Source organism: Porcibacter vitabionis (assembly GCF_046263795.1).
GTDB lineage: Bacteria > Bacillota > Clostridia > Lachnospirales > Lachnospiraceae > Lachnocurva.
In genome coordinates, this window is record NZ_JBJYZD010000016.1 from 1 (window position 1) to 19669 (window position 19669).

Here is a 19669-nt window from a genome sequence, read left to right on the forward strand (position 1 = left end):
AGAATAAGTTTTGCCCATAGTAGACTCCTTTCGGCGATTGTTTTGTGGTGATTCAATTCTACCAGAAGATCTGCTATGGGTCTTTCTTTATTCAGTTGTTCAATTTGATTTTACAATCTACCTCCAGGAACAAAAGGCCATATTTGCTATAAAGAAATGGTCAGCTGATAGTGCGAAAGCTGGACATGAGGACGCTCAGATTAATGAACTCTGGTTTTGCGTAGATGGCACGTCTGGGAAGTTGTTCAAAAATGAATTGGAGAGCTTTAAACATGCAACTTCTCTCTGGCAAAGCCTTCCAATCATAATTGTTATTACAAAATCATATTCTAAGGCAGATCAGGATGCTAATAAAAAAATGGTTTCCGAGGCTCTGCAAACTGATCCTAAATTGAGAAGCAGAGTAAAAGGCATTATTCCTGTTGTAGCAAAACCATATCCGATTGATGATGAGATTATCGTACCTCAGTCAGGTGTGTTAGAGCTTATTGAGTTATCGAATTCTTTACTTCCGGAAGGATTTAAATCTGCTCAGAAAGATGTAGCAGCCTTTAATATGGCTAGAAAAAGAGGGATGGCAGAGGGCTTTACTGGGGCATGTACAGCAGCTGGAGTTGGTATCGCATGGGCTCCCATCCCATTTGCAGATACTCCGGTACTAAGTGGGTTGGAAACAGGAGAAATACAGGGGATTGCAAAGATTTATGAAATTAATCAGGGAGAGAATGCAAAAGAATTTATTGCTTCTCTGGTAAGTGCAGGAACAATAGGTATTGCAGCAAAGACAATTATTAGTGGTTTAAAAGCAATTCCTGGAGTCAACATAGCCGCATCTATTCTGAATGCTATTGTCGCTGGCTCGATTATAAGTGCATTAGGGGCAGCATGTATATACATATTTGAGGAAGTTGCTAGAGGAAACAAGTCTTTCTCTGATATCGAGTGGGCCCAAAAGATCATTTCGGATAATATTAACAATCAGGCACTGAAGAAGGTAAATAATATTATCGATAGTATAAAGAATAAGGACGTGAATAAGAAGGATATTGCAGATCTTATAAATAACTTAAACAAGTCAATAAGTTGATAAGATATCAGGAATCTATGGCCTTTTCGCCAAGTACCGCATAGAAAATAATAATTGACGATACCTGGTTCAAAAGGCCATTATAATTTTCTGAAAAAAGTGTAGGCACTGTTAAGAAAATATAAAATGTCTCTTAACAGCCTTAACGGTGCCTGGCACCTCCTTCGGCCAGGGTAGGAAGTGCCAGGCACCTACATTCAGGGTTTTCGGGATGGCTTTGACAATAGATAACAGGCATACGCTATTATGGCAAGCTGATGAAAAAGGAGAAATGGATTATGGAATCAGATGGTAACAAGAAAGAAGAGATTATCAAAGCAGCTACAAGTATGGAGTTTTATCCTGTGGAAATAGTAGATCAGGATAAAGCTTATGAGGGGTACAAGAAGATACCGCTTACCGAGATTTCAGGATTGGGTTCGATGTTTGCCGAGATGGTGCCGTCGTTAAGGACAGTGACTTCAACAACGAAAGTGAATGTAGAGGGACTCTATAAGTGCACTTTCCCGCAGGGAGTGAAAGGAACCTTGGCCCAGTTTAAGGACGGGAGCGGTTCTCTTGGCACTATAATGAAAAATAATAACATAGTAGGTCAGGCAAGATGGAATCCTGCCGGACCGGTATCTGCAACGCAGAGCATTGTGGCACCGGTTAGTCCTGTCAGTATGTTTATGGCTGCAGCTTTGATTGAGATAAATCATAAGATTGATAATATACAGAAGACAGCAGATGACATTCTTGATTATCTGCAGGAAAAGGATAGAGCAACTCAGAAAGCCAATTATGATGAACTGCTGGATGTCTATAATAAGTTCAAATTTAATCTGACAGATACCACTTGGCAGATTGCGAAATATCATGAAGTTCAGGATATTCGAAGAGAAGCTTCTGCTCAGATAAAACAACTTCATACTCGTATTGAAAAAACCATGGACAGGCATGATCTGGTGCATTTTGAACAGCAGACCAGAGATATGGTGGCAAAGGTTCAAGGCGATTTTTATTATTATCGACTTGGCGTTTTCATGTATTCCTTTGCAACTTTTCTCGAGATCCTTCTGCATGGGAAGTTCGACCAGGAGTACCTTGCATCTGTCAAAGATGATGTTGCAAAGATTGAGAAAGAATATGAGGATTTCTACGATGAATGCTATAGAAATATCGAACATTCATCAACTGCAACGGTCGAATCAAAAGCACTAAAAGGTATCTCTGGAGCTGCTTCGAATGTAGGAAAGTTCATTCATGGTATACCCGTGATTGAAAAGGGCCCAGTAGATGAATTGCTGTCTGATGCCGGCGAAAAGCTGAATAATTACAACAATAAGCATACCACCCAGCTCCTTGAAAAATTCAGCGAAAAGAATGACAGCGGTGCAAGGCAGTTTGAGGAGGGCATAGAAAATTTAAGCAGGCAGTATAACTCCCCTATGGAAGTCCTTGTTGATAAGGATAATGTGTATATCAAGCTGGAAGGTGCGCAATAATAGGAATAAAGCATAAGGTTTACCAACAATAAAGAAAGGTAGGATTATTTGATATATACAGACGCTCAGTTGAAGGGAAAAATCTATCAGATGATTAAGAATTCTGAAAGTGAAGTCGTAGAGTTCAAAGAAGCTAATACTAACTTTTCTTTTAAAGAAATTGGAAAATATTTTTCTGCTCTTGGAAATGAAGCAAATATTAGAGGTAAGGCTGAAGCATGGCTCATTTTTGGCATCACAGATACGAGAGAATTTAAAGGAACAGATTACCGTCGAAGTGGTAACCTGCAGGCTTTGAAGAAAGAAATTACAAACGGTACAAATAATAGACTGACATTTTTTGATATCTATGAGCTTATCATTGAAAAATGTAGAATTGTTGCATTTCAGATTCCTCCAGCTACGCCTGGAATTCCAACTACCTGGTATGGAGCAGCGTACGGCAGAGAAAATGAATCACTGGTACCACTTTCAATGAACAAGGTAGATCTAATTCGCAGTCAGGTTGGTATGGACTGGTCAAAAGAAATAGTAGAAGACGCTACAATTGATGATTTAGATCCAGAAGCTGTCGTTTATGCTAGGAAGATGTTCGCACAGAAACAGTCAGATCGAAAAATGTCTCAGAAGATTTTATCCGACTTATCGGATATAGACGTGCTTAACAAGGCCGGCATCTGTTTCAAAGGTAAAATCACTAGAACAGCACTTCTTTTGCTGGGGAAAAAAGAGTCTGCATTCTATTTTGATGGATTTACGCCACGAATTACATGGACCCTTTATAATGCAGATAAAACTGTTAAGGCATACGAGCATTTTGATATGCCGTTTCTGCTAGCTGTTGATAAAGTATATGCAAAAATCAGGAATGAAAAGTATAGGTATATTGCTCAGCAGCAGACTCTTTTCCCAGAGGAGGTTCAGCAATACGATGCAGATCTTGTAAAAGAAGTCATAAATAACTGTATTGCACACTCTGATTATCGTCGCCACGGTAAGATTAATGTTGAGGAGTTTGAAGATCATCTTGTATTCATCAACGAAGGGTCATTTATTCCGGAAACGATTGAGAAGGCACTAGAACCAGGTTATAAGCCACCATATTACAGGAACGCCTTTTTATGCAATGCCATGGTAAATATGTACATGATAGATACAAACTCGATGGGCATTCCGATGATTTATAATATTCAAAAGAATAGATGCTTTCCTTTACCAACATACGATCTGAGTGTTGTAGATAGAGTAAGCGTTACAATATATGGGCGTGTTTTAGATAAGAACTATACTCGGTTATTACATGATAATGAAGATTTGGATTTAAAAACAGTATTTCTTTTGGATCAGGTTCAGAAAGGTCAAACTATAACGAAGGAGGATTGCCGAGTCCTTAAACGTAAGGGTTTGGTAGAAGGACGTTATCCGACATTATTTGTTTCTTATAGAATAGCCGAGGCTGTAGGAGATAAGGCTGGGTATGTACGTAATAAAGGACTGGATGAGAAAATCTGCAAGGAGCTTATTTTAGCTGCTCTTAATAATGACTCTCTAAAAAAGTCAGATATTTTTCAAGCTGTAAAGCATGCGCTTCCTGAGGTATTATCTGATAAGCAGAAGTATAAAAAACTTTCAAACTTACTGCAAAAGATGAAAAAGGAAGGCACAATAGATGTTAAAGGTGTTGCTTCACATTCGGAATGGTTTCTGCGGAAATAAGATTAGTCAAAGAAAATAAGATATTAGTCAACGATTTAGTCAAAGAAAGTCAATAGTTTGGTCCATAGAAATTTTAAAAACCTTGAAATATCGGGCTTTTTTATGACTAACTTTTCATTTGCTTCATTTGTATTTAGTCAACAAAATAGGCTAATGAAGAATTTATCAAATAGAAGAGAATTTTGAACGCCGATTAAAGATTACTGATAAGAATAAAGGAGAGTTCTGGGGGTGAGTACAAGGCTGGCGCGGATCATGTTGCTGGAGGGGAGTGACAAGAAGAATCTAGCTGAATGATAGAATTACGCTTCGATTGCAGTAGGGCTGATGACTGGAAATGATGGAATTGGTCTATATTTGAACCAAAGGGACTGAAGAAAGGACAGAACTATGAATATTATAACAAAGATTCTGGCTGTGCTGGTGGCGCTGGAGTTTCTCTATATCTTCTATCTGGAGACGATTGCGACGGCTTCGGAGAAGACTTCGAAGGTTTTCGGCATGACCAGGGAAGAGCTGGAGCAGAAGAATGTGAATGTCCTCTTCAAAAATCAGGGTGTCTATAATGGGCTGCTTTCGGTGCTGATTCTTCTGGCGGTCTTTGCTTTTGCTAGTAAGACGGCGGTTATCTGTCTCATGGTCTATATTGTGGCGGTTGCTTTGTACGGGAGCTTCACCAGCAATCCGAAGATCATTCTGATGCAGGGCGGACTGGCGATTCTGACTTTGATTTCCTGTATTTTCTGAAGGTTCGATTGGCTGCAAATGTTGCAGCTGTTTTGAATCTATATTAGGAAAGGCGGAGGACGATCTATATTTGAAGAGGATGACTGTCAGCGGGATTCTATGAAATCTCAAAATAATTAAGGGCAGGTTAGAACCTGCCCTCAGTTACGGATCGCACTAAGAATTGCAAAATATGTATTTTTAGCTTTCCTTTGCGGCCGGAGATTTCTTCAGAGTTTCTTCAATGTAATGGTTTATAGACATCTGATGTGAAACAGAATAGAGATAAATCTTTCTATGGAGTTCAGGTGAAATCCGGATATTAAAACTGCCCTTAAATGCGACCTCAGGCTTTTTCCCGTTTTCCTTACATTCTTTCAGATAATTATCTACAGCGTTATGAAAATCTGTAACCAGTTCATGGGCGTTTTCTCCCTCGTAGGAAACCAGTGAGCGGATTCCCATGACTTTTCCATAGAAGATGCCGTCTTCTTCAGAAAATTCAACGCTGCCGATGAATCCCTTATACTGCATTGTGTTATTCATAACAGGCCCTCCTGTTCTAGAAATTCCACTAGCTGTTTTACCTGGTAGGCTTTCAACTCTTTTTGAGGATGAGGTTTATGGAGCAAAATACTTCCATGCTCTTTGCTTACAAAAGCAATTCTCGATCCACTGGTTTTACCTTTGTCAGTTTTTACATAATCAAAGTATTTTAGTAGTGCTTCCGCTTCTTCAAAAGTAAAATCTTTCGGCTTGGACTTCAGCCGCTGTATAAGTTTTTCTTTCCTCCCCATAATTTTACCTCCCCGTTGATCTTATTTTATACCTAAGAAGTTAAACATGCAACTATTAATAGTTGCAACAACCTGAAAATTAACCACGCTGTTGCCAGGCACCAGGCTACTCGAAGATCATTCTGATGCAGGGCGGGCTGGCGATTATGACTTTGATTTCCTGTATTTTCTGAGGGGTGGATAGGCTGCAAATGCGGCGGCTGACTAGTATCTATACGAGGAAGGGCAGTGGCGGTACGCTTACTTTAATTCTGGGAAAAAAGTGCCAGGCACCAACGTGGTATATCTAGCGTCAACCGAGAGCACTTGTAGGTTATACTAATTTCTGCTGCTCCAATTTTTTTGATGGAAATGACAGCCGGAGCTAGGCAAATGCTATTTTTTAGACATGATGAATAAGCTGTCAAGAGTTGAGACAGCTTGAACTATTTGATAGTATCAGTTGTGAAGGTGCGCGGTATTTATAAAACGAATTTGCGATTATTAAAGTGCTTCCGGTCGCGGGCGTCTGCTTTCTTTTTTCGGGGATCGCGTCTGCCTGGTTGAATCTGCGATCGGTTAGCACACGCACCTTCAAATATGTTGTCCAATAAGGAAAGACTGCAGGTACTTGCAAGGAACCTGGCAATAAACATTTTTCTACGTCCTATGATATAGGCCCTGTTTGCCTGGTAGCGGTATCTGTTCTTTTCTTTTTTATGAGATTCAATTTTCTGATCTGCTGCACATTTGACCAAGGCAGACAGATTTGAGAGCAGCAGATTAATATAAAACTCCTGCTCAATTGATGTGCTGGTAGCGCCTGAAAATTCTTCCAATAGGAACTGATTTTTCAGCTCTTAGGAATCTTGGTGACAGGCACCGTTAACACTGAAAAACCAGCACATTCATTTGGAAATCAGCCGATTCCACCGAGGATCGCACCAGCGATCAGGGCAAGCAGAGCAGCTCCGCAGTAAACATATTTACCAAAAGTATACCACTTTGTGCCCCGCGGTTTCGATGCACTTTGATTGACAGCGGCCAGAGCATATTTCTTCCCGAAGACCCAGAAGAACATGATGCCTGCGATCAGGGCGCCCAGAGGGCAAATATAGATCGATACCACATCCATCCACTGAGATACAATTCCCTGAATCAGTAGAGACACGACAAGACCGATGCCGCCGATGATAAGAACCGCCGGAAGGCGGTGCATATGCAGCTGCTGCTGAAGGGTGGCAACCGGAGCCTCGAACATATTGATGAGAGAGCTTAAGCCGGCAAAGAGAACGCAGACGAAGAAGATAATTCCGATCAGGCGTCCGCCGGGCATCTGATTCAGGACATTGACGAGATAGATAAACATGAGACCGGGACCGCCGGAGGAAAGCTTAGCTCCTGAGGTTGCCATTGCCGGTATGATGACAAAGGAGGCCAGAAGTGCAGCAATAGTATCAAAGAGGGCTACATTTCTTGCTGCAAAGGGGATGTCTTCCTCATCCGGCAGATAGGCACCATAGATGACCGTGCCGTTTCCGGCAACGGACAGGGAGAAGAAAGCCTGGCCGAAGGCGAAGATCCAGAGACGGGGATCCAGAAGTCCTTTGGGATTCATTGTAAAGATGTAGCGGTAGCCGCCGCTGGCACCCGGCTGGAAGGCCACATAGATGGCCAGAATCACAAGGAGGAAGAAGAGGATCGGCATCATGAATCGGTTGGATTTCTCAATGCCCTGGGCAACACCGAAGGCCATGATGAGAAAGGTAATGACCAGAGCGATGGTCAGCCAGAAATTGTTGCCGAAGGAGGAGGCCGTCTTTCCGAAGGTGCCTCCGATCTTGTCCAGATCGCCTCCCATACCGATTAGCTGGCCGGAAAGGGCCATGAAGACGTATTTAAAAATCCATCCGACAACACAGGTGTAGCCGATAGCCAGTGACAGAGAGCCGATGACAGGGACAATGCCGATCCCTTCACCGAGTTTTCTGCCTTTTCCGGCGTGCTCCGTGGCAGTGCCGAAGGCTCCGATGGGGCCGGATTTGGTGCTTCGGCCCAGGGCAATCTCTTCCGCAACACCAGTCGAGCCGATCAGAATAACAAATAAGACATAGGGGATGAGAAAGGTCATTCCGCCCCAGGCAGAAACCAGGACCGGAAAGCGCCAGAGATTTCCCATGCCGACAGCAGAGCCGATGCAGGCCAGAATAAAGCCGTATCGCCCCGAAAAATGGTCACTTTTTTCTTTTTTCATAATCTTCCTTTACTACTTTTTCATCTCTGGATTTTAGAATCAGAACACGCTTATGAATGTGAAACATGGCATTCCCTCCTGCTTATTCCTTCTGATTTAAGATTGGTCTCAGCACTGAGATTTGTCAATATTTTTCAATTACTATATTTTCAGTCAATCTGTATCCGGTAATAATGTATCTCGTAAAATGTAGTTCCACACGTTTGTTTTTATATTGAGATCCTGCCGTCCCGATTGGGACAGGTGCATCCGGAGGACAGAGAGAGTTTGTAGATTTTCTGGCCATATGCAGTTTTCAGCACTTCTGAGATGGTTTTATGCATGGGATGCCTCTGGTATAAATTACTGCCGCAATCTAATTCCCGATCATGCTATAATTTTATATTATCTTACGGAAATCTCCAGAGGAATCGGAGAATCCGAAATAAATGGATTGATTAACTGTCAGAGACGAACGTTGTTGTCGAGGAGCTGATTCCTGAAATGATGGAAGGAAAGCATTCCCATATCGGAGTTCTGTCCTATGCTTTTGGATTCACGCTTATGATGGTACTGGATGTGGCTTTGGGATAAGGAGAGGAGTCAATATGAATTATTCTATGATCGCAGAACAGATCAGAGCCTTATGTGCAGTTGAAAACGGCTGGGTTCCGGTATTTTCCAATGCATCTGCCGTGCTGTTTCAGGAGATGCCGGATGTCAGCTGGGCCGGCTTCTATGTGGAAAAGAATGGGAGTCTTCTGATCGGCCCTTTTCAGGGGAAGATGGCCTGCATTCGAATCCCTCATGACAAGGGCGTATGCGGCAGTGCCTACGCAAAGGATACCGTCATGCTGGTCCGGAATGTTCATGAATTTCCGGGACATATTGCCTGTGACTCTGCTTCCAACTCTGAAATTGTTCTTCCAATCCATGGGAAAACCGGCATTGTGGCAGTTCTTGATATCGACAGTACCTCCATAGGGAGGTTTACAGAGGAAGACAGGGAGGGTCTCCTTCAGGTGGTGAAGGTGTTTGAAGAATGTGTGGATTTAAATATCTGAAAATAAAAGAAAAATTTTAGAATTGAATATACATAGAAAGAAGCTATAATTTGGATAGAAGAACCTTATAAATCTGGGGTTAAAGCTATACTTGGAGGTGATTTTTATGCTTTATGAGGATTCTTTTCTATCTACTAACCAGAGAGATCAGGTACAGTACTGGATTTATGTGCCGGCAGCAAAGCCGAAGGGGGTCATCCAGCTGGTACATGGTTTCGGGGAGCATTCCCGCCGTTTCCTGTACATGATCGTCCGTTTTCTTGAGGCAGACTATATTGTCGCAGCAGATGATCATGTCGGCCACGGTAAGACGGCAATCGCAAATCCAGGTACCTGGGGTGACTGGGGCGATGGCGGATTTGAAACCATGGTAAAGGATGAGCATCTTCTGAAGGATGAAGTTCAGAAGAAATTCCCGGATATCCCTTATTATATCTTTGGACATAGCATGGGATCAGTCATTGTCCGTGAATTTATGGCCAGATACGGTGAAGAACTGGAAGCTGCAACCATCTGCGGCACCTGCGGTGATTTCCCGACCGAGAAGGCAGAGGAAATCCTGAAGAAAGATATTGCCGAGGGCAAGGGCAAGGAAAGCGATCCCGAAGCTGCCGTTGTGGCAATGGGCTGGATGGGTGAACGATGCGGAGAGATCAAACTCGGAAACGAGTGGATCTGCCATGATCCCTATGTGCAGACCGATCACGCCAATGATCCCTTTGATGCTTTTACCAAGCCTACAACGAATCAGTCCATGCTTTATTTCATGGAAATGATCGATGATGTCAAAGGCACAAAATGGGCTGAAAAGGTTCCGAAGGATCTGCCGATCTACAGCATTGCCGGTGATCAGGATCCTTTTGGCAGCTATGGAAAAGGCGTTTATGAAGTTGCAGACTGGCTTTATAGGACAGGCCATGTTGTAACAACAAAGATGTATTCCGGCTATCGTCATGAAATCCATAATTACAAGGAAATCAAGGGTGAAGTAGTTGACGGAATCATTGAATTCTTTGATGCGCACTGATACCGCTCCATCAATAAAAAATAAAAATACCCTCCCGGGCATGTAGGAGAATGGAAATGCCATTCTCTTGGATAGCCTGAGGAGGGTATTTTACTAACAATCATGAGATACTGCCATATAGAAAATATAAGAATCTGAAAGAATATTAGAATTGAAAAAGGAGTGCCTGGAGTGAAAATATGGGATCTTGGTGACAGGCACCAACGTGGTATACCTAGCGTCAACCGAGAGCACTTGAAAGTTTGATAATTTCAGCTGCTCCTATTTTTTTGAAGGAAATGACAGCCGGAGCTAGGCAAATGCTATTTTTTAGACATGATGAATAAGCTGTCAAGAGTTGAGACAGCTTGAACTATTTGATAGTATCAGTTGTGAAGGTGCGCGGTATTTATAAAACGAATTTGCGATTATTAAAGTGCTTCCGGTCGCGGGCGTCTGCTTTCTTTTTTCGGGGATCGCGTCTGCCGGGTTGAATCTGCGATCGGTTAGCACACGCACCTTCAAATATATTGTCCAATAGGGAAAGGCTGCAGGTACTTGCAAGGAATCTGGCAATAAACCACTTCATACGTCCTATGATATAGGCCCTGTTTGCCTGGTAGCGGTATCTGTTCTTTTCCTTTTTATGAGATTCAATTTTCTGATCTGCTGCACATTTGACCAAGGCAGACAGATTTGAGAGCAGCAGATTAATATAAAACTCCTGCTCAATGGATGTGCTGGTAGCGCCTGAAAATTCTTCCAATAGGAACTGATTTTTCAGCTCTTCGTACTTTGACTCGATTGGCCAGCGCATAAAATAGAGTTCCTTGAAATCATCAGATGTCAAGCTTTCATCAAAGATCGTAGTTGCAAGATATTCCGTCTCACCGCCATCGAGGGGAACTGAGATCACGCGGATAGGGATATCCTCAGTTCCCTTTTTCTTGTTTCCGGGCAGCGTAAGGATACAGTCGCCGGTACATTTTTTGGAGATCTTGAGACGTTCCCGGATCCGCATCACGCAGAGATAGCCTTTAGATGAGAAATAGCGGAACATATCTTCTGAATAGTAACCTCGGTCAAAGATGATCACGGCATCCTGGAAGAGACCGAGAGCCTCAAGTTCGGAACAGTGCTGCATGGCTGCAGCTCGTTCAGAGCCTAGATAACGCTTAAGTAAACCATGAACAATAACGTCATTGCAGACGTCATAAATGGTCGATCCGAGAGCCATGGACCATTTGCGGTTTGGATTCATAAGGGAGAACATCTCTCCATAGTTCTTAAAGTTTGACTTTGAAACTGGTAAGTTGATTCGGGATCCATCGACAGCAAAGATATGGTAGAGTCCTCTCCATTTCTTGCGATGATCGATCGAATTGTAGTAGGTGTCTACAGAGATATCGAATAGTTCTTTGAAAAGAGAGGGAAGGATGCCCTGCCTAGCCTTTGAGACAGCTTGTTTCGTCACCTTGGGAAACTTCAGCTCAGGGAGTTCGAGCTGGATATTGCTCAGGTTGATGCTCATAGACTGCTTAGAAGTATAAAGAAGATAGACAATGATATGAGTCATTGTGAGAAGCCCCTTCCGAATGAATCGATTTTTCACTCGATGAGATTCGAGGAAACTTTCGGAATGGATTAGCCCGGAAATTTTTTGCAGGATTTCCCGGCAGATCGATAGAGAATTCATACAGCACCTCCAAATGATAAAAGATTCGTCCCGTCCCTGCGACGGAACACACTTCTTTAATCAATGGGCCGCTTTCACTACCTCTTTAAACATCAGTAGTGAAAGCGGCCGCACATTTGGAGATGCCTGTCAACTGTTTTATTGTATTTTTGCGGGAATTTTAGACATGAGAAAAGGCCGGAAACCCGCATGGTTACTGAGCTTCCGGCTTAGGTTGACCACGTTGGTGACAGGCACTGTTAAGGAAACATTACAATATTACGAAAATATTGAATATTCCGGTGCGGCGGAGCCGCCCTTCCGGTGGCGGGTGAGCCAGGTGTCCGGAAGGAACTGAGCCACCTCCGTCGCGATTACTTGTGTAGACCATAGACTTCCCTCATGGAGATGTCTTTGGTTGCAATCGCCAGAAGGTATGGAACCAGCGTATCTGCCATCCAGAAGTTGAACGCATCCCTGATCCAAAATGTAAACCTGATTCAGGCAGGGTGGAAGATCCGGTTGAAGTAAAAAGAACCTGTGGGCACCTAACAAGATGCCTACAGGTAATTTTAAGCAGAAAAATAGAGCCCGATCTCTCGATAAGGCCCTTGCAAAAGCATTGCTACTTTTTCCTTGTGGTTATACTTTAGGTGATTTGGAACCAGTTGTCAATAACTAATCGCAATTCTTGGTGACAGGCACCGTTAAGAGGGCGAAGCAGATGGTACTGACACTATCTGAGCTGGACGAGGGGACTGTGATGGACATGATCATCGAGTCTGAAAATGACCTCTGTGATGATGAATACCGGCAGGTGGCGACACAACAGGATTTCGATTTGTTCTGACAAATGCATTCAAAGTGATTGCGAAACGATATACAATTTGTTATTATCCTCATAGGAAGAATGTAAGGAGGGTGATCGTATGGCAACAAGAACAGCGAATGTCATTGCAAGGGTAGAACCTGATGTCAAAGAAAAGGCAGAAAATATCTTAAAAGGTATGGGTATCCCATCCTCTGTAGCGATCAACATGTTCTACAGACAGATCATTACGGACAACGGTCTTCCGTTTCAACCATCAAGGAATGTGCGGGCTCCGAAGGCACTGAGCGAGATGTCTCGTGAGGAGTTCAACGCAAGAATGGCAGAAGGCCTTCGTCAGGCGGATCATGGAGAAGTTTCGTCTGTAGAGGATGTTCGCAAGAGGATTATGGGGGAGCTGCATGGACTTCTATAAGGTTAATATTACAAAACAAGCAGAAGAATCAATGCGTGATATTGCCTTATATATTGCCCGGAATCTTATGAATGTATCGGCGGCAGAGGGACATGTAGAAGCATTCCTGAACGCGATTGAAGAGCTTTCCTACAGAGCAGCAACTGTGAAAACAATTCCGGAGAACCCTTGGGGAGAAATGGGATTTCGCCGGATCAGTGTCAAGAACTATTACATCTACTTCAAAATATATGAAGATAGAAAAGAGGTTTCTGTTCTTGACATCATCTATCAGGGACGAGATCAGCAAAAAGGTTTGAGTGAGGGAGACTACGAAGAAGAAAATCCCGAAACGAATACCTGAGAATAGTTAGAAGCATATTTTCAATAGACCAGAACATCACATCTGTGTGGTGCTCTGGTTTTTTATGCCATGAAGGGAGGAGGACGCTATGGCAGATCGCATTAAAGGAATCACAATCGAGCTGGACGGCGATACGACCAGGAATCTTGGTGACAGGCACCGTTAACATGAGCTTATAATAGCCGATATATTTATTTTAGAAAAAGGGTAAAAGTGCCCAAAATCTGATATGTAATGACCTTTGTCAAGAGGCAACTTAACAAGAATCACCACAAACTTATTCTTTTGTAACCGAAGGCATCATGAAAGAGCTTTAGGGTATCAGTTCCCGGCATTGGCCACTCTGATATACGTGGATTCAGGAGATTGCTCTCCCTACCGACAGGTCAATGGTCCGCCGTGAGCTCTACCGTCTAAAAGCGTGGATCACGAAAGTGCCAACATAGATTTATCGTAGATAGCTCAAACCTTGAAGAGTCTAAAGCTCTTTCAGGATGTCTCCGGTGTTAGTAGTTACGTGCCGTTGGAAACGGCGTAAGCCGGCTTACAACGGCTTGATTGCCCACCATCTCAGCGGGATGGCAGGGTCAAGGCTGCGGAGCACCGCCACAGGCGGCTTGGCCTTGACGCTGACAGCGCGATGTGATACCTCAACCGACATTGCCAGTGATCATGCCCCACATGAAGCAGGCAAGTTCCCTGGCAACAGCAGTTTTTGCCACATTGGTTTTCTTGTTGTTTTTAAGAACCATGCGGTAGTACTTCCTCCGTAAGCGTTCGTTGGCTTTATCCGCATAGGCTATGACCACCGGTGAATTTCCAGCCTGCCTGGCTTTGAGCGCTTTGGATTTAAATCCAATCTGTCCGTGGCTGTAACCCTGTGCTGCTTCTATCAGCAAAGAACGCACATGGCGATTCCCTGCTTTGGTAATCCCAAGGCGGTTCTGATCGTCACCGCTCGAATCCTCTCCGGGTGTAAGTCCAATGTAGGAAGCAAAGTGTTGGGCAGAAGCAAACCGTTTGAAATCGCCGACCTCTGTAAGCACAGCCAAAGCTGTCACAGTCTTTACACCGATGAAGCAGGACAGCTTATGAACATTTTCCTGATAGGTTTCATTTGATGCAAGCTCTTCAATGCGTTTGTCGAATCGTTCCAACTTATTGGTAAGATTGTCATACGTAAGGAGATACTCCTGCAGAATCTCTGCGTACAATCCTTCCGGTTTTAAGGATCTGAGCCATTTCAGATGAGCTTGTGTCCAATGATTGATTGTACCGTCAAACCTGTAGTTGTGCCGCAGGCAGAAAGAAAGTATCTGCTGCTTCACCTTTTTGAGGGCAAGCTTATGGTCGTCCCTCATGCGGATGTATTCCTTGGTCTGTTCATCCTGCTCTGTCGGGATATGTACAGGAGAGTAATCATGATGAGCCAGGCATCTGGCAATAAGCGCGGCGTCACGTTTATCAGTTTTAACCTTTTTCCTGCCCTTCTGCTGTAGCATGGTAGTCGGTGCAAGGATGATGCACTTCACGTTATGATCCGTTAACTGGTGATATAACGTGAAGCCGAGGCAGCCTGCCTCATAACCGCATATGAACAGAGCATCGTCTCCGTAGTGGAAACGCATGGCTTCAATGTAGTTGATAACCTTACTGTAATGGCCGTCAACCTTCTGAGGATACTCGGCTTGTTCTTTTTCGTTTGTGTAACAGCAGAGAGAAAAAGTTTCCGTGTGTACATCCATACCAACGTAGACTGTGCTATACTTCATTTGATGACCTCCATTTGTATGCGGTAATCCCTGTTACCATTTGTCTTTTCCGACTTGTAGTATACAGGTAAATCCACGAACCTACAAATCGGAGGTCATTACATATTGTCTAAAGCCAGTTCTTCTATGCTTCGGGCGAAGGTGTACCATCGAGATCCATCAATCGCTGCGTATGTAAAAAAGAGGGCAGATGGTCACTGCCAATTGTGTGGATTATCAGCTCCATTTATAGATAAAAACGGCGATCCATATCTAGAATGTCATCATATTGAATGGCTTTCTAACGGAGGAATAGATTCAATCGATAACTGTGTGGCTTTATGCCCGAATTGTCATAGGAAGATGCATATTGTGAATTCTGATGCTGATATTCAGCTGTTAAAAAAACGAATTAGTAACAAGTAGCCGATATAGGGAATGTAGTGGCCTGATAAAAAATACTATTACTGAAGTGTGGAAGTTCTTCTTGAGTTTAAAGACATCATATGAAGGGGTGATTTTATGTCAGATAGTTACAGCGAAGCGGACTATGAAAATACGATCATAGAGCTGTTCGAAAACATGGGATGGCGCCATGTATATGGTCCGGATATTCAACGAGATTATAAGGATCCGCTCTATGAAGAAGAGCTGAATGACGCAATTCACCGCATCAATCCTGAAATGCCGGAAAGAGCAATTCATGAAGCACTGTTTAAACTGAAGAATTTCGATAATGCTGATCTGGTTCAGCAGAATGCGGTATTTATGGACTACATTCAGCACGGTGTTGAAGTGCGCTATCTTGTCGGAAGCGAAGAACGCTCTGGACTGGTTTATCTGGTTGACTATAAGAATCCTGACAACAACTCCTTCGTTATTGCCAACCAGTGGACTTTTATTGAAAACAGCAATAAGCGCCCGGATGTACTCCTTTTTTTGAATGGACTGCCTGTCGTGTTGATGGAGTTGAAGAGTCCTTCGCGCGAGGAGACAGACGCATCGGAAGCCTATACTCAGATCCGAAACTACATGCATGAGATTCCATCTATGTTCATCTATAACTGCATTTGCGTGATGAGCGACCACCTGACGAGCAAAGCAGGCACGATCACTTCAGGCGAAGATCGGTTCATGGAATGGAAGACGAAGGATGGTAGCTACGAAAATACACAGTACGCACAATTTGATACGTTCTTTGAAGGTATGTTCCAGAAAGAACGACTGCTTGATATCATCAAGAATTTCATCTGCTTCTCCAATGAAGGATTGAAGCAGTTCAAGATCCTTGCCGGATACCATCAATACTTTGCTGTTCGTAAGGCTATTGAATCTACGAAGAAAGGCATGGCGACAGACGGCAGAGGTGGTGTGTTCTGGCATACGCAAGGCAGCGGGAAGTCTCTGTCTATGGTCTTTTATGCACATCTTTTGCAGGATGCGCTGGATTCCCCGACGATTGTAGTCATTACTGACCGTAACGACCTGGATGATCAGCTGTATGGACAGTTTACTAAGTGCAAGGATTTTCTCCGACAGGTTCCAATTCATGCGCAGAGCCGACAGAACCTGAAGGAACTTCTCGATGGCAGACAGGCTAACGGTATCATCTTCACCACGATGCAGAAGTTTGAGGAATCCCATGAGCCGCTGTCTGAGCGTCATAACATCATCGTCATGGCCGACGAGGCACACCGCGGGCAGTACGGATTAAAGGAAAAGATCGATTCTAAGACAGGTGAGATCAAAGTCGGCACAGCGCGTGTCATCCGGAATAGTCTGCCACATGCAACCTACATCGGATTCACTGGGACACCGATCGCACTTAAAGACAGAAATACACGCGAAGTGTTCGGCGATTATATCGATATTTACGATATGACTCAGGCTGTGGAAGACGGTGCAACAAGGCCAGTCTATTATGAGAGCCGTGTTATCAAGTTAAAGCTCGACCAAAACACGCTTGCTCTGATTGATAAAGAATATGACATTATGGCGGAGAACGCCGATCCTGATGTCATTGAGAGAAGCAAAAAAGAACTCGGCCAGATGGAAGCCATCCTTGGGAACGACAAGACTATCGAATCCCTTGTGAATGATATTCTTGATCACTACGAGAATTATCGTGAGAATCTGTTGACCGGTAAGGCTATGATCGTCGCCTATTCTCGCCCGATTGCAATGAAAATCTATAAGAGAATCCTTGAATTACGCCCCGCATGGACGGACAAGGTTAAGGTCGTAATGACCAGCTCAAACAAGGACCCGGAGGAGTGGGCAAAGATTATTGGGAACAAGCACCACAAGGATGAACTGGCAGCAGAATTTAAGGACAATGACAGTCCGTTTAAAATTGCTATCGTTGTTGATATGTGGCTGACAGGTTTTGATGTGCCATCTCTTGCCACCATGTATATCTATAAGCCGATGAAAGGCTATAACCTGATGCAGGCTATTGCCCGTGTCAATCGTGTCTTCAAAGACAAAGAGGGTGGTTTGATCGTCGACTACGTTGGCATCGCATCGGCGCTCAAAGAGGCTATGAACGATTACACGGCACGTGACCGCAAGAACTATGGTGATACCGATGTGGCGAAGGTCGCATATCCGAAGTTCCAGGAGAAGCTGTCCGTTTGCCGGGATCTGTTCTATGGTTATGACTATTCTGACTTCATTCATGGCAGCAATCTCGCCCGTTCGAGAGCTATCAGTGGTGCGGTGAACTTCATCGTTGCTGTGGGTAAGGAAGATGACCGAGATACGTTTCTCAAGGAAGCCCTTATGCTCAAGCAGGCTCTGTCCCTCTGTTCGTCCCTTGCAGCAGAGGACGAACGGATTGAAGCTGCGTTCTTTGAATCTGTCCGTGTTTTGGTAAATCGTCTTGTAAATCAAGGCGAAGGGAAGAAGATCTCTTTGCCGGAAATGAATGCGCGAATCAATAATCTCCTGAAGGCCAGCATTCACAGCGATGGCGTAATTAACCTCTTCCAAGATGCCAACAGCGATTTCTCACTCTTTGATCCGAATTTCCTTCAGGAAATCGCAAACATGAAAGAGAAAAACCTTGCAGTGGAGCTTCTTAAGAAGCTTATCGCTGAGCAGGTGGTTGTGTACAAACACACGAATGTTGTTAAATCAGAAAAATTTAGTGAGATCTTGCAGAAAGCAATGAACCAGTATCTCAATGGAATGCTTACAAATGAGCAGGTAATTGAGGAGATGCTAAATCTTGCAAAGCAAATACAGGCGGCGCAGAAAGAGGGAGAAAAACTCGGACTTACAGCCGATGAGCTTGCCTTCTATGATGCGCTGACCAAACCGCAGGCCATAAAGGATTTCTATGAGAATGAAGAGCTGATTGCTATCACAAAGGAATTGGCAGATACGCTCCGCAAGAATAGAACGATCGACTGGCAGAAAAGGGATTCTGCCCGCGCCAAAATGCGGATGCTTATTAAGCGTCTCCTGAAACATCATAGATATCCGCCGGAAGGTATGGATGATGCAGTCCAGACCGTGATGACACAATGCGAGCTCTGGGCCGATAACAACGACATGGGAGAGCGTGTCAGCGCTTATTCAGAGCGGCTTAATCAGTATGCAAATGAAGCATATGATATGGATAAGGTGGCAGAACCAACAGCAAAGTACGGAAAGAATAAGAGCTGATGGAGGTCGTCTAACCAATGAATAATTGATCAGACAGCGTCTGACTAATTTTATAAATTTGTCATTGTGTATTCGGAAATGACATCTGTGAGACGTTGGTGACAGGCACATTTCATCGAAGAGTTGTCCTACAGAGCAACAACTGTGAAAACAATTCCGGAGAACCCTTTGGGAGAAATGGGATTTCACCGGATCAGTGTCAAGATCACAGGACAGAAGAGCTTAGTATCATCAAAGTATATTGGAAAATTCTTCAGCATAAAACCCTCCATTTTTAGCAAAGCAATTGAACATTTTTTCATTTTGGCTATATTGGAATTGAAAGAGCCCACCACGCATAAGGCGGAAACGCACTGCGGACCACGGTTGGGACTTTTTTTATGTAGAAATATATGAGTACAGAAATATCACACCCTTGATGCCGCCTCTGTGCTGGGCAACGATTGACTTTATCGCGCTCTATGCCGCAGTAGTATTGGCCTTTACAGTACTCCATGCATTCGAGATATTTGTCTTTATCCCATTAAATACGCTGAATGCGCCTGCTTAAATTTCTACTTTGTATCGGAGATCGCTTCAGAAAGGTACTACTGCTTCTGAACGAGAAAATCGGCATTGCCGGGGTCAAGTTTTAAGAGCTTGTTTACATCCCGAAGCTGATCCTGTGTCTCACGTATCGACTTGTTTACGCCCTTTAAGGCATCGGACAGCTTAGCCGTATTGCCGCCGATTTCTACAGTGATTCCTTTAATACGGTCAGCAATCGCTGTCCTCCTTCCTGAAATGTGGCATCAAAAAATCGGAGCACCACGATGGGGTAGTGTTCCGGTGAGAAAACAGATCTATAATCTCTAAATATTCCAGCAATCTTAGATAGACCTTATGATTCTTA

Annotated in this window: 17 protein-coding genes and 2 pseudogenes; 13 read left to right on the forward strand and 6 right to left on the reverse strand. The window is 43.7% G+C overall.

What is annotated here, in order from left to right; translation table 11 throughout:
* Positions 1-10 precede the first annotated feature (10 nt).
* The 4 genes from ACKX2L_RS10455 (at position 11) to ACKX2L_RS10470 (ending at position 5037) form a co-directional block, all read left to right on the forward strand.
* Positions 11-1087, forward strand: a complete 1077-nt coding sequence (locus ACKX2L_RS10455; RefSeq protein WP_497553234.1) for a GTP-binding protein — start codon at positions 11-13, stop codon at positions 1085-1087.
* A gap of 278 nt (positions 1088-1365) precedes the next feature.
* Positions 1366-2574, forward strand: coding sequence for a hypothetical protein (locus ACKX2L_RS10460; protein ID WP_497551887.1), 1209 nt, complete (start codon positions 1366-1368; stop codon positions 2572-2574).
* 90 nt (positions 2575-2664) lie between these two features.
* A complete protein-coding gene (locus ACKX2L_RS10465; RefSeq protein WP_497553235.1) occupies positions 2665-4290 on the forward strand; it encodes a DUF8451 domain-containing protein in 1626 nt (541 codons plus the stop codon).
* 390 nt (positions 4291-4680) lie between these two features.
* Positions 4681-5037: a DUF1304 domain-containing protein gene (locus ACKX2L_RS10470; protein WP_497551885.1), complete on the forward strand. Its 357-nt coding sequence runs from the start codon at positions 4681-4683 to the stop codon at positions 5035-5037.
* Positions 5038-5217: 180 nt separating this feature from the next.
* On the opposite strand, the gene ACKX2L_RS10475 is transcribed toward ACKX2L_RS10470, so the two are convergent.
* The 3 genes from ACKX2L_RS10475 to ACKX2L_RS10485 all read right to left on the reverse strand — a co-directional run bounded on the left by ACKX2L_RS10475 (position 5218) and on the right by ACKX2L_RS10485 (position 8046).
* Positions 5218-5562: a type II toxin-antitoxin system HicB family antitoxin gene (locus tag ACKX2L_RS10475; RefSeq protein WP_497551884.1), complete on the reverse strand. Its 345-nt coding sequence runs from the start codon at positions 5560-5562 to the stop codon at positions 5218-5220.
* Positions 5559-5813 carry a type II toxin-antitoxin system HicA family toxin gene (locus ACKX2L_RS10480; RefSeq protein ID WP_497551883.1) on the reverse strand — a complete coding sequence of 85 codons (255 nt, stop codon included), beginning with the start codon at positions 5811-5813 and terminating at the stop codon, positions 5559-5561. Before ACKX2L_RS10480 ends, ACKX2L_RS10475 begins: the two co-directional genes overlap by 4 nt.
* A gap of 898 nt (positions 5814-6711) precedes the next feature.
* Entirely contained in the window at positions 6712-8046 is a 1335-nt protein-coding gene (locus ACKX2L_RS10485) for a sodium-dependent transporter (RefSeq protein ID WP_497553236.1), read from the reverse strand.
* Positions 8047-8502: 456 nt separating this feature from the next.
* Between ACKX2L_RS10485 and ACKX2L_RS10490 the strand changes: the two are divergent.
* The 3 genes and pseudogenes from ACKX2L_RS10490 to ACKX2L_RS10500 form a co-directional block, all read left to right on the forward strand.
* Positions 8503-8619 (forward strand): annotated as a pseudogene (locus ACKX2L_RS10490) (zinc transporter); the annotation flags it as partial.
* Between the two features lie 14 nt (positions 8620-8633).
* Complete coding sequence (locus tag ACKX2L_RS10495) at positions 8634-9089, forward strand: GAF domain-containing protein (RefSeq protein WP_497553237.1); 456 nt, start codon at positions 8634-8636, stop codon at positions 9087-9089.
* Between the two features lie 106 nt (positions 9090-9195).
* Positions 9196-10116, forward strand: a complete 921-nt coding sequence (locus tag ACKX2L_RS10500) for an alpha/beta fold hydrolase (protein WP_497553238.1) — start codon at positions 9196-9198, stop codon at positions 10114-10116.
* Positions 10117-10504: 388 nt separating this feature from the next.
* On the opposite strand, the gene ACKX2L_RS10505 is transcribed toward ACKX2L_RS10500, so the two are convergent.
* Entirely contained in the window at positions 10505-11791 is a 1287-nt protein-coding gene (locus ACKX2L_RS10505; RefSeq protein ID WP_497553239.1) for an IS4 family transposase, read from the reverse strand.
* Between the two features lie 393 nt (positions 11792-12184).
* Between ACKX2L_RS10505 and ACKX2L_RS10510 the strand changes: the two genes are divergently transcribed.
* From ACKX2L_RS10510 to ACKX2L_RS10525, 4 genes are all read left to right on the forward strand, one after another.
* Entirely contained in the window at positions 12185-12301 is a 117-nt protein-coding gene (locus ACKX2L_RS10510) for a LysM peptidoglycan-binding domain-containing protein (protein WP_497553240.1), read from the forward strand.
* A 193-nt stretch (positions 12302-12494) separates the two neighbouring features.
* Positions 12495-12620, forward strand: a complete 126-nt coding sequence (locus ACKX2L_RS10515; RefSeq protein ID WP_497553241.1) for a hypothetical protein — start codon at positions 12495-12497, stop codon at positions 12618-12620.
* A gap of 79 nt (positions 12621-12699) precedes the next feature.
* The gene (locus ACKX2L_RS10520; protein WP_497553242.1) at positions 12700-13014 is read left to right on the forward strand and encodes a type II toxin-antitoxin system RelB/DinJ family antitoxin; all 315 of its coding nucleotides are present in this window, start codon (positions 12700-12702) and stop codon (positions 13012-13014) included.
* A complete protein-coding gene (locus ACKX2L_RS10525; RefSeq protein WP_497553243.1) occupies positions 13001-13357 on the forward strand; it encodes a type II toxin-antitoxin system RelE/ParE family toxin in 357 nt (118 codons plus the stop codon). Before ACKX2L_RS10520 ends, ACKX2L_RS10525 begins: the two co-directional genes overlap by 14 nt.
* Positions 13358-14007: 650 nt before the next feature.
* Here ACKX2L_RS10525 and ACKX2L_RS10530 read toward each other — a convergent pair.
* Positions 14008-15129 (reverse strand): IS110 family RNA-guided transposase, encoded by a 1122-nt coding sequence (locus ACKX2L_RS10530; RefSeq protein ID WP_497553244.1) that lies wholly within the window; start codon positions 15127-15129, stop codon positions 14008-14010.
* A 126-nt stretch (positions 15130-15255) separates the two neighbouring features.
* Here ACKX2L_RS10530 and ACKX2L_RS10535 point away from each other — a divergent pair, with 126 nt between their 5' ends.
* A complete protein-coding gene (locus tag ACKX2L_RS10535; protein WP_497553260.1) occupies positions 15256-15534 on the forward strand; it encodes an HNH endonuclease in 279 nt (92 codons plus the stop codon).
* Between the two features lie 96 nt (positions 15535-15630).
* Positions 15631-18777 carry a type I restriction endonuclease subunit R gene (locus tag ACKX2L_RS10540; protein ID WP_497553245.1) on the forward strand — a complete coding sequence of 1049 codons (3147 nt, stop codon included), beginning with the start codon at positions 15631-15633 and terminating at the stop codon, positions 18775-18777.
* Between the two features lie 590 nt (positions 18778-19367).
* Here the strand turns inward: ACKX2L_RS10540 and ACKX2L_RS10545 are convergent.
* Positions 19368-19541: pseudogene (locus ACKX2L_RS10545) on the reverse strand (phage tail tape measure protein); the annotation flags it as partial.
* Between the last annotated feature and the right edge of the window lie 128 nt (positions 19542-19669).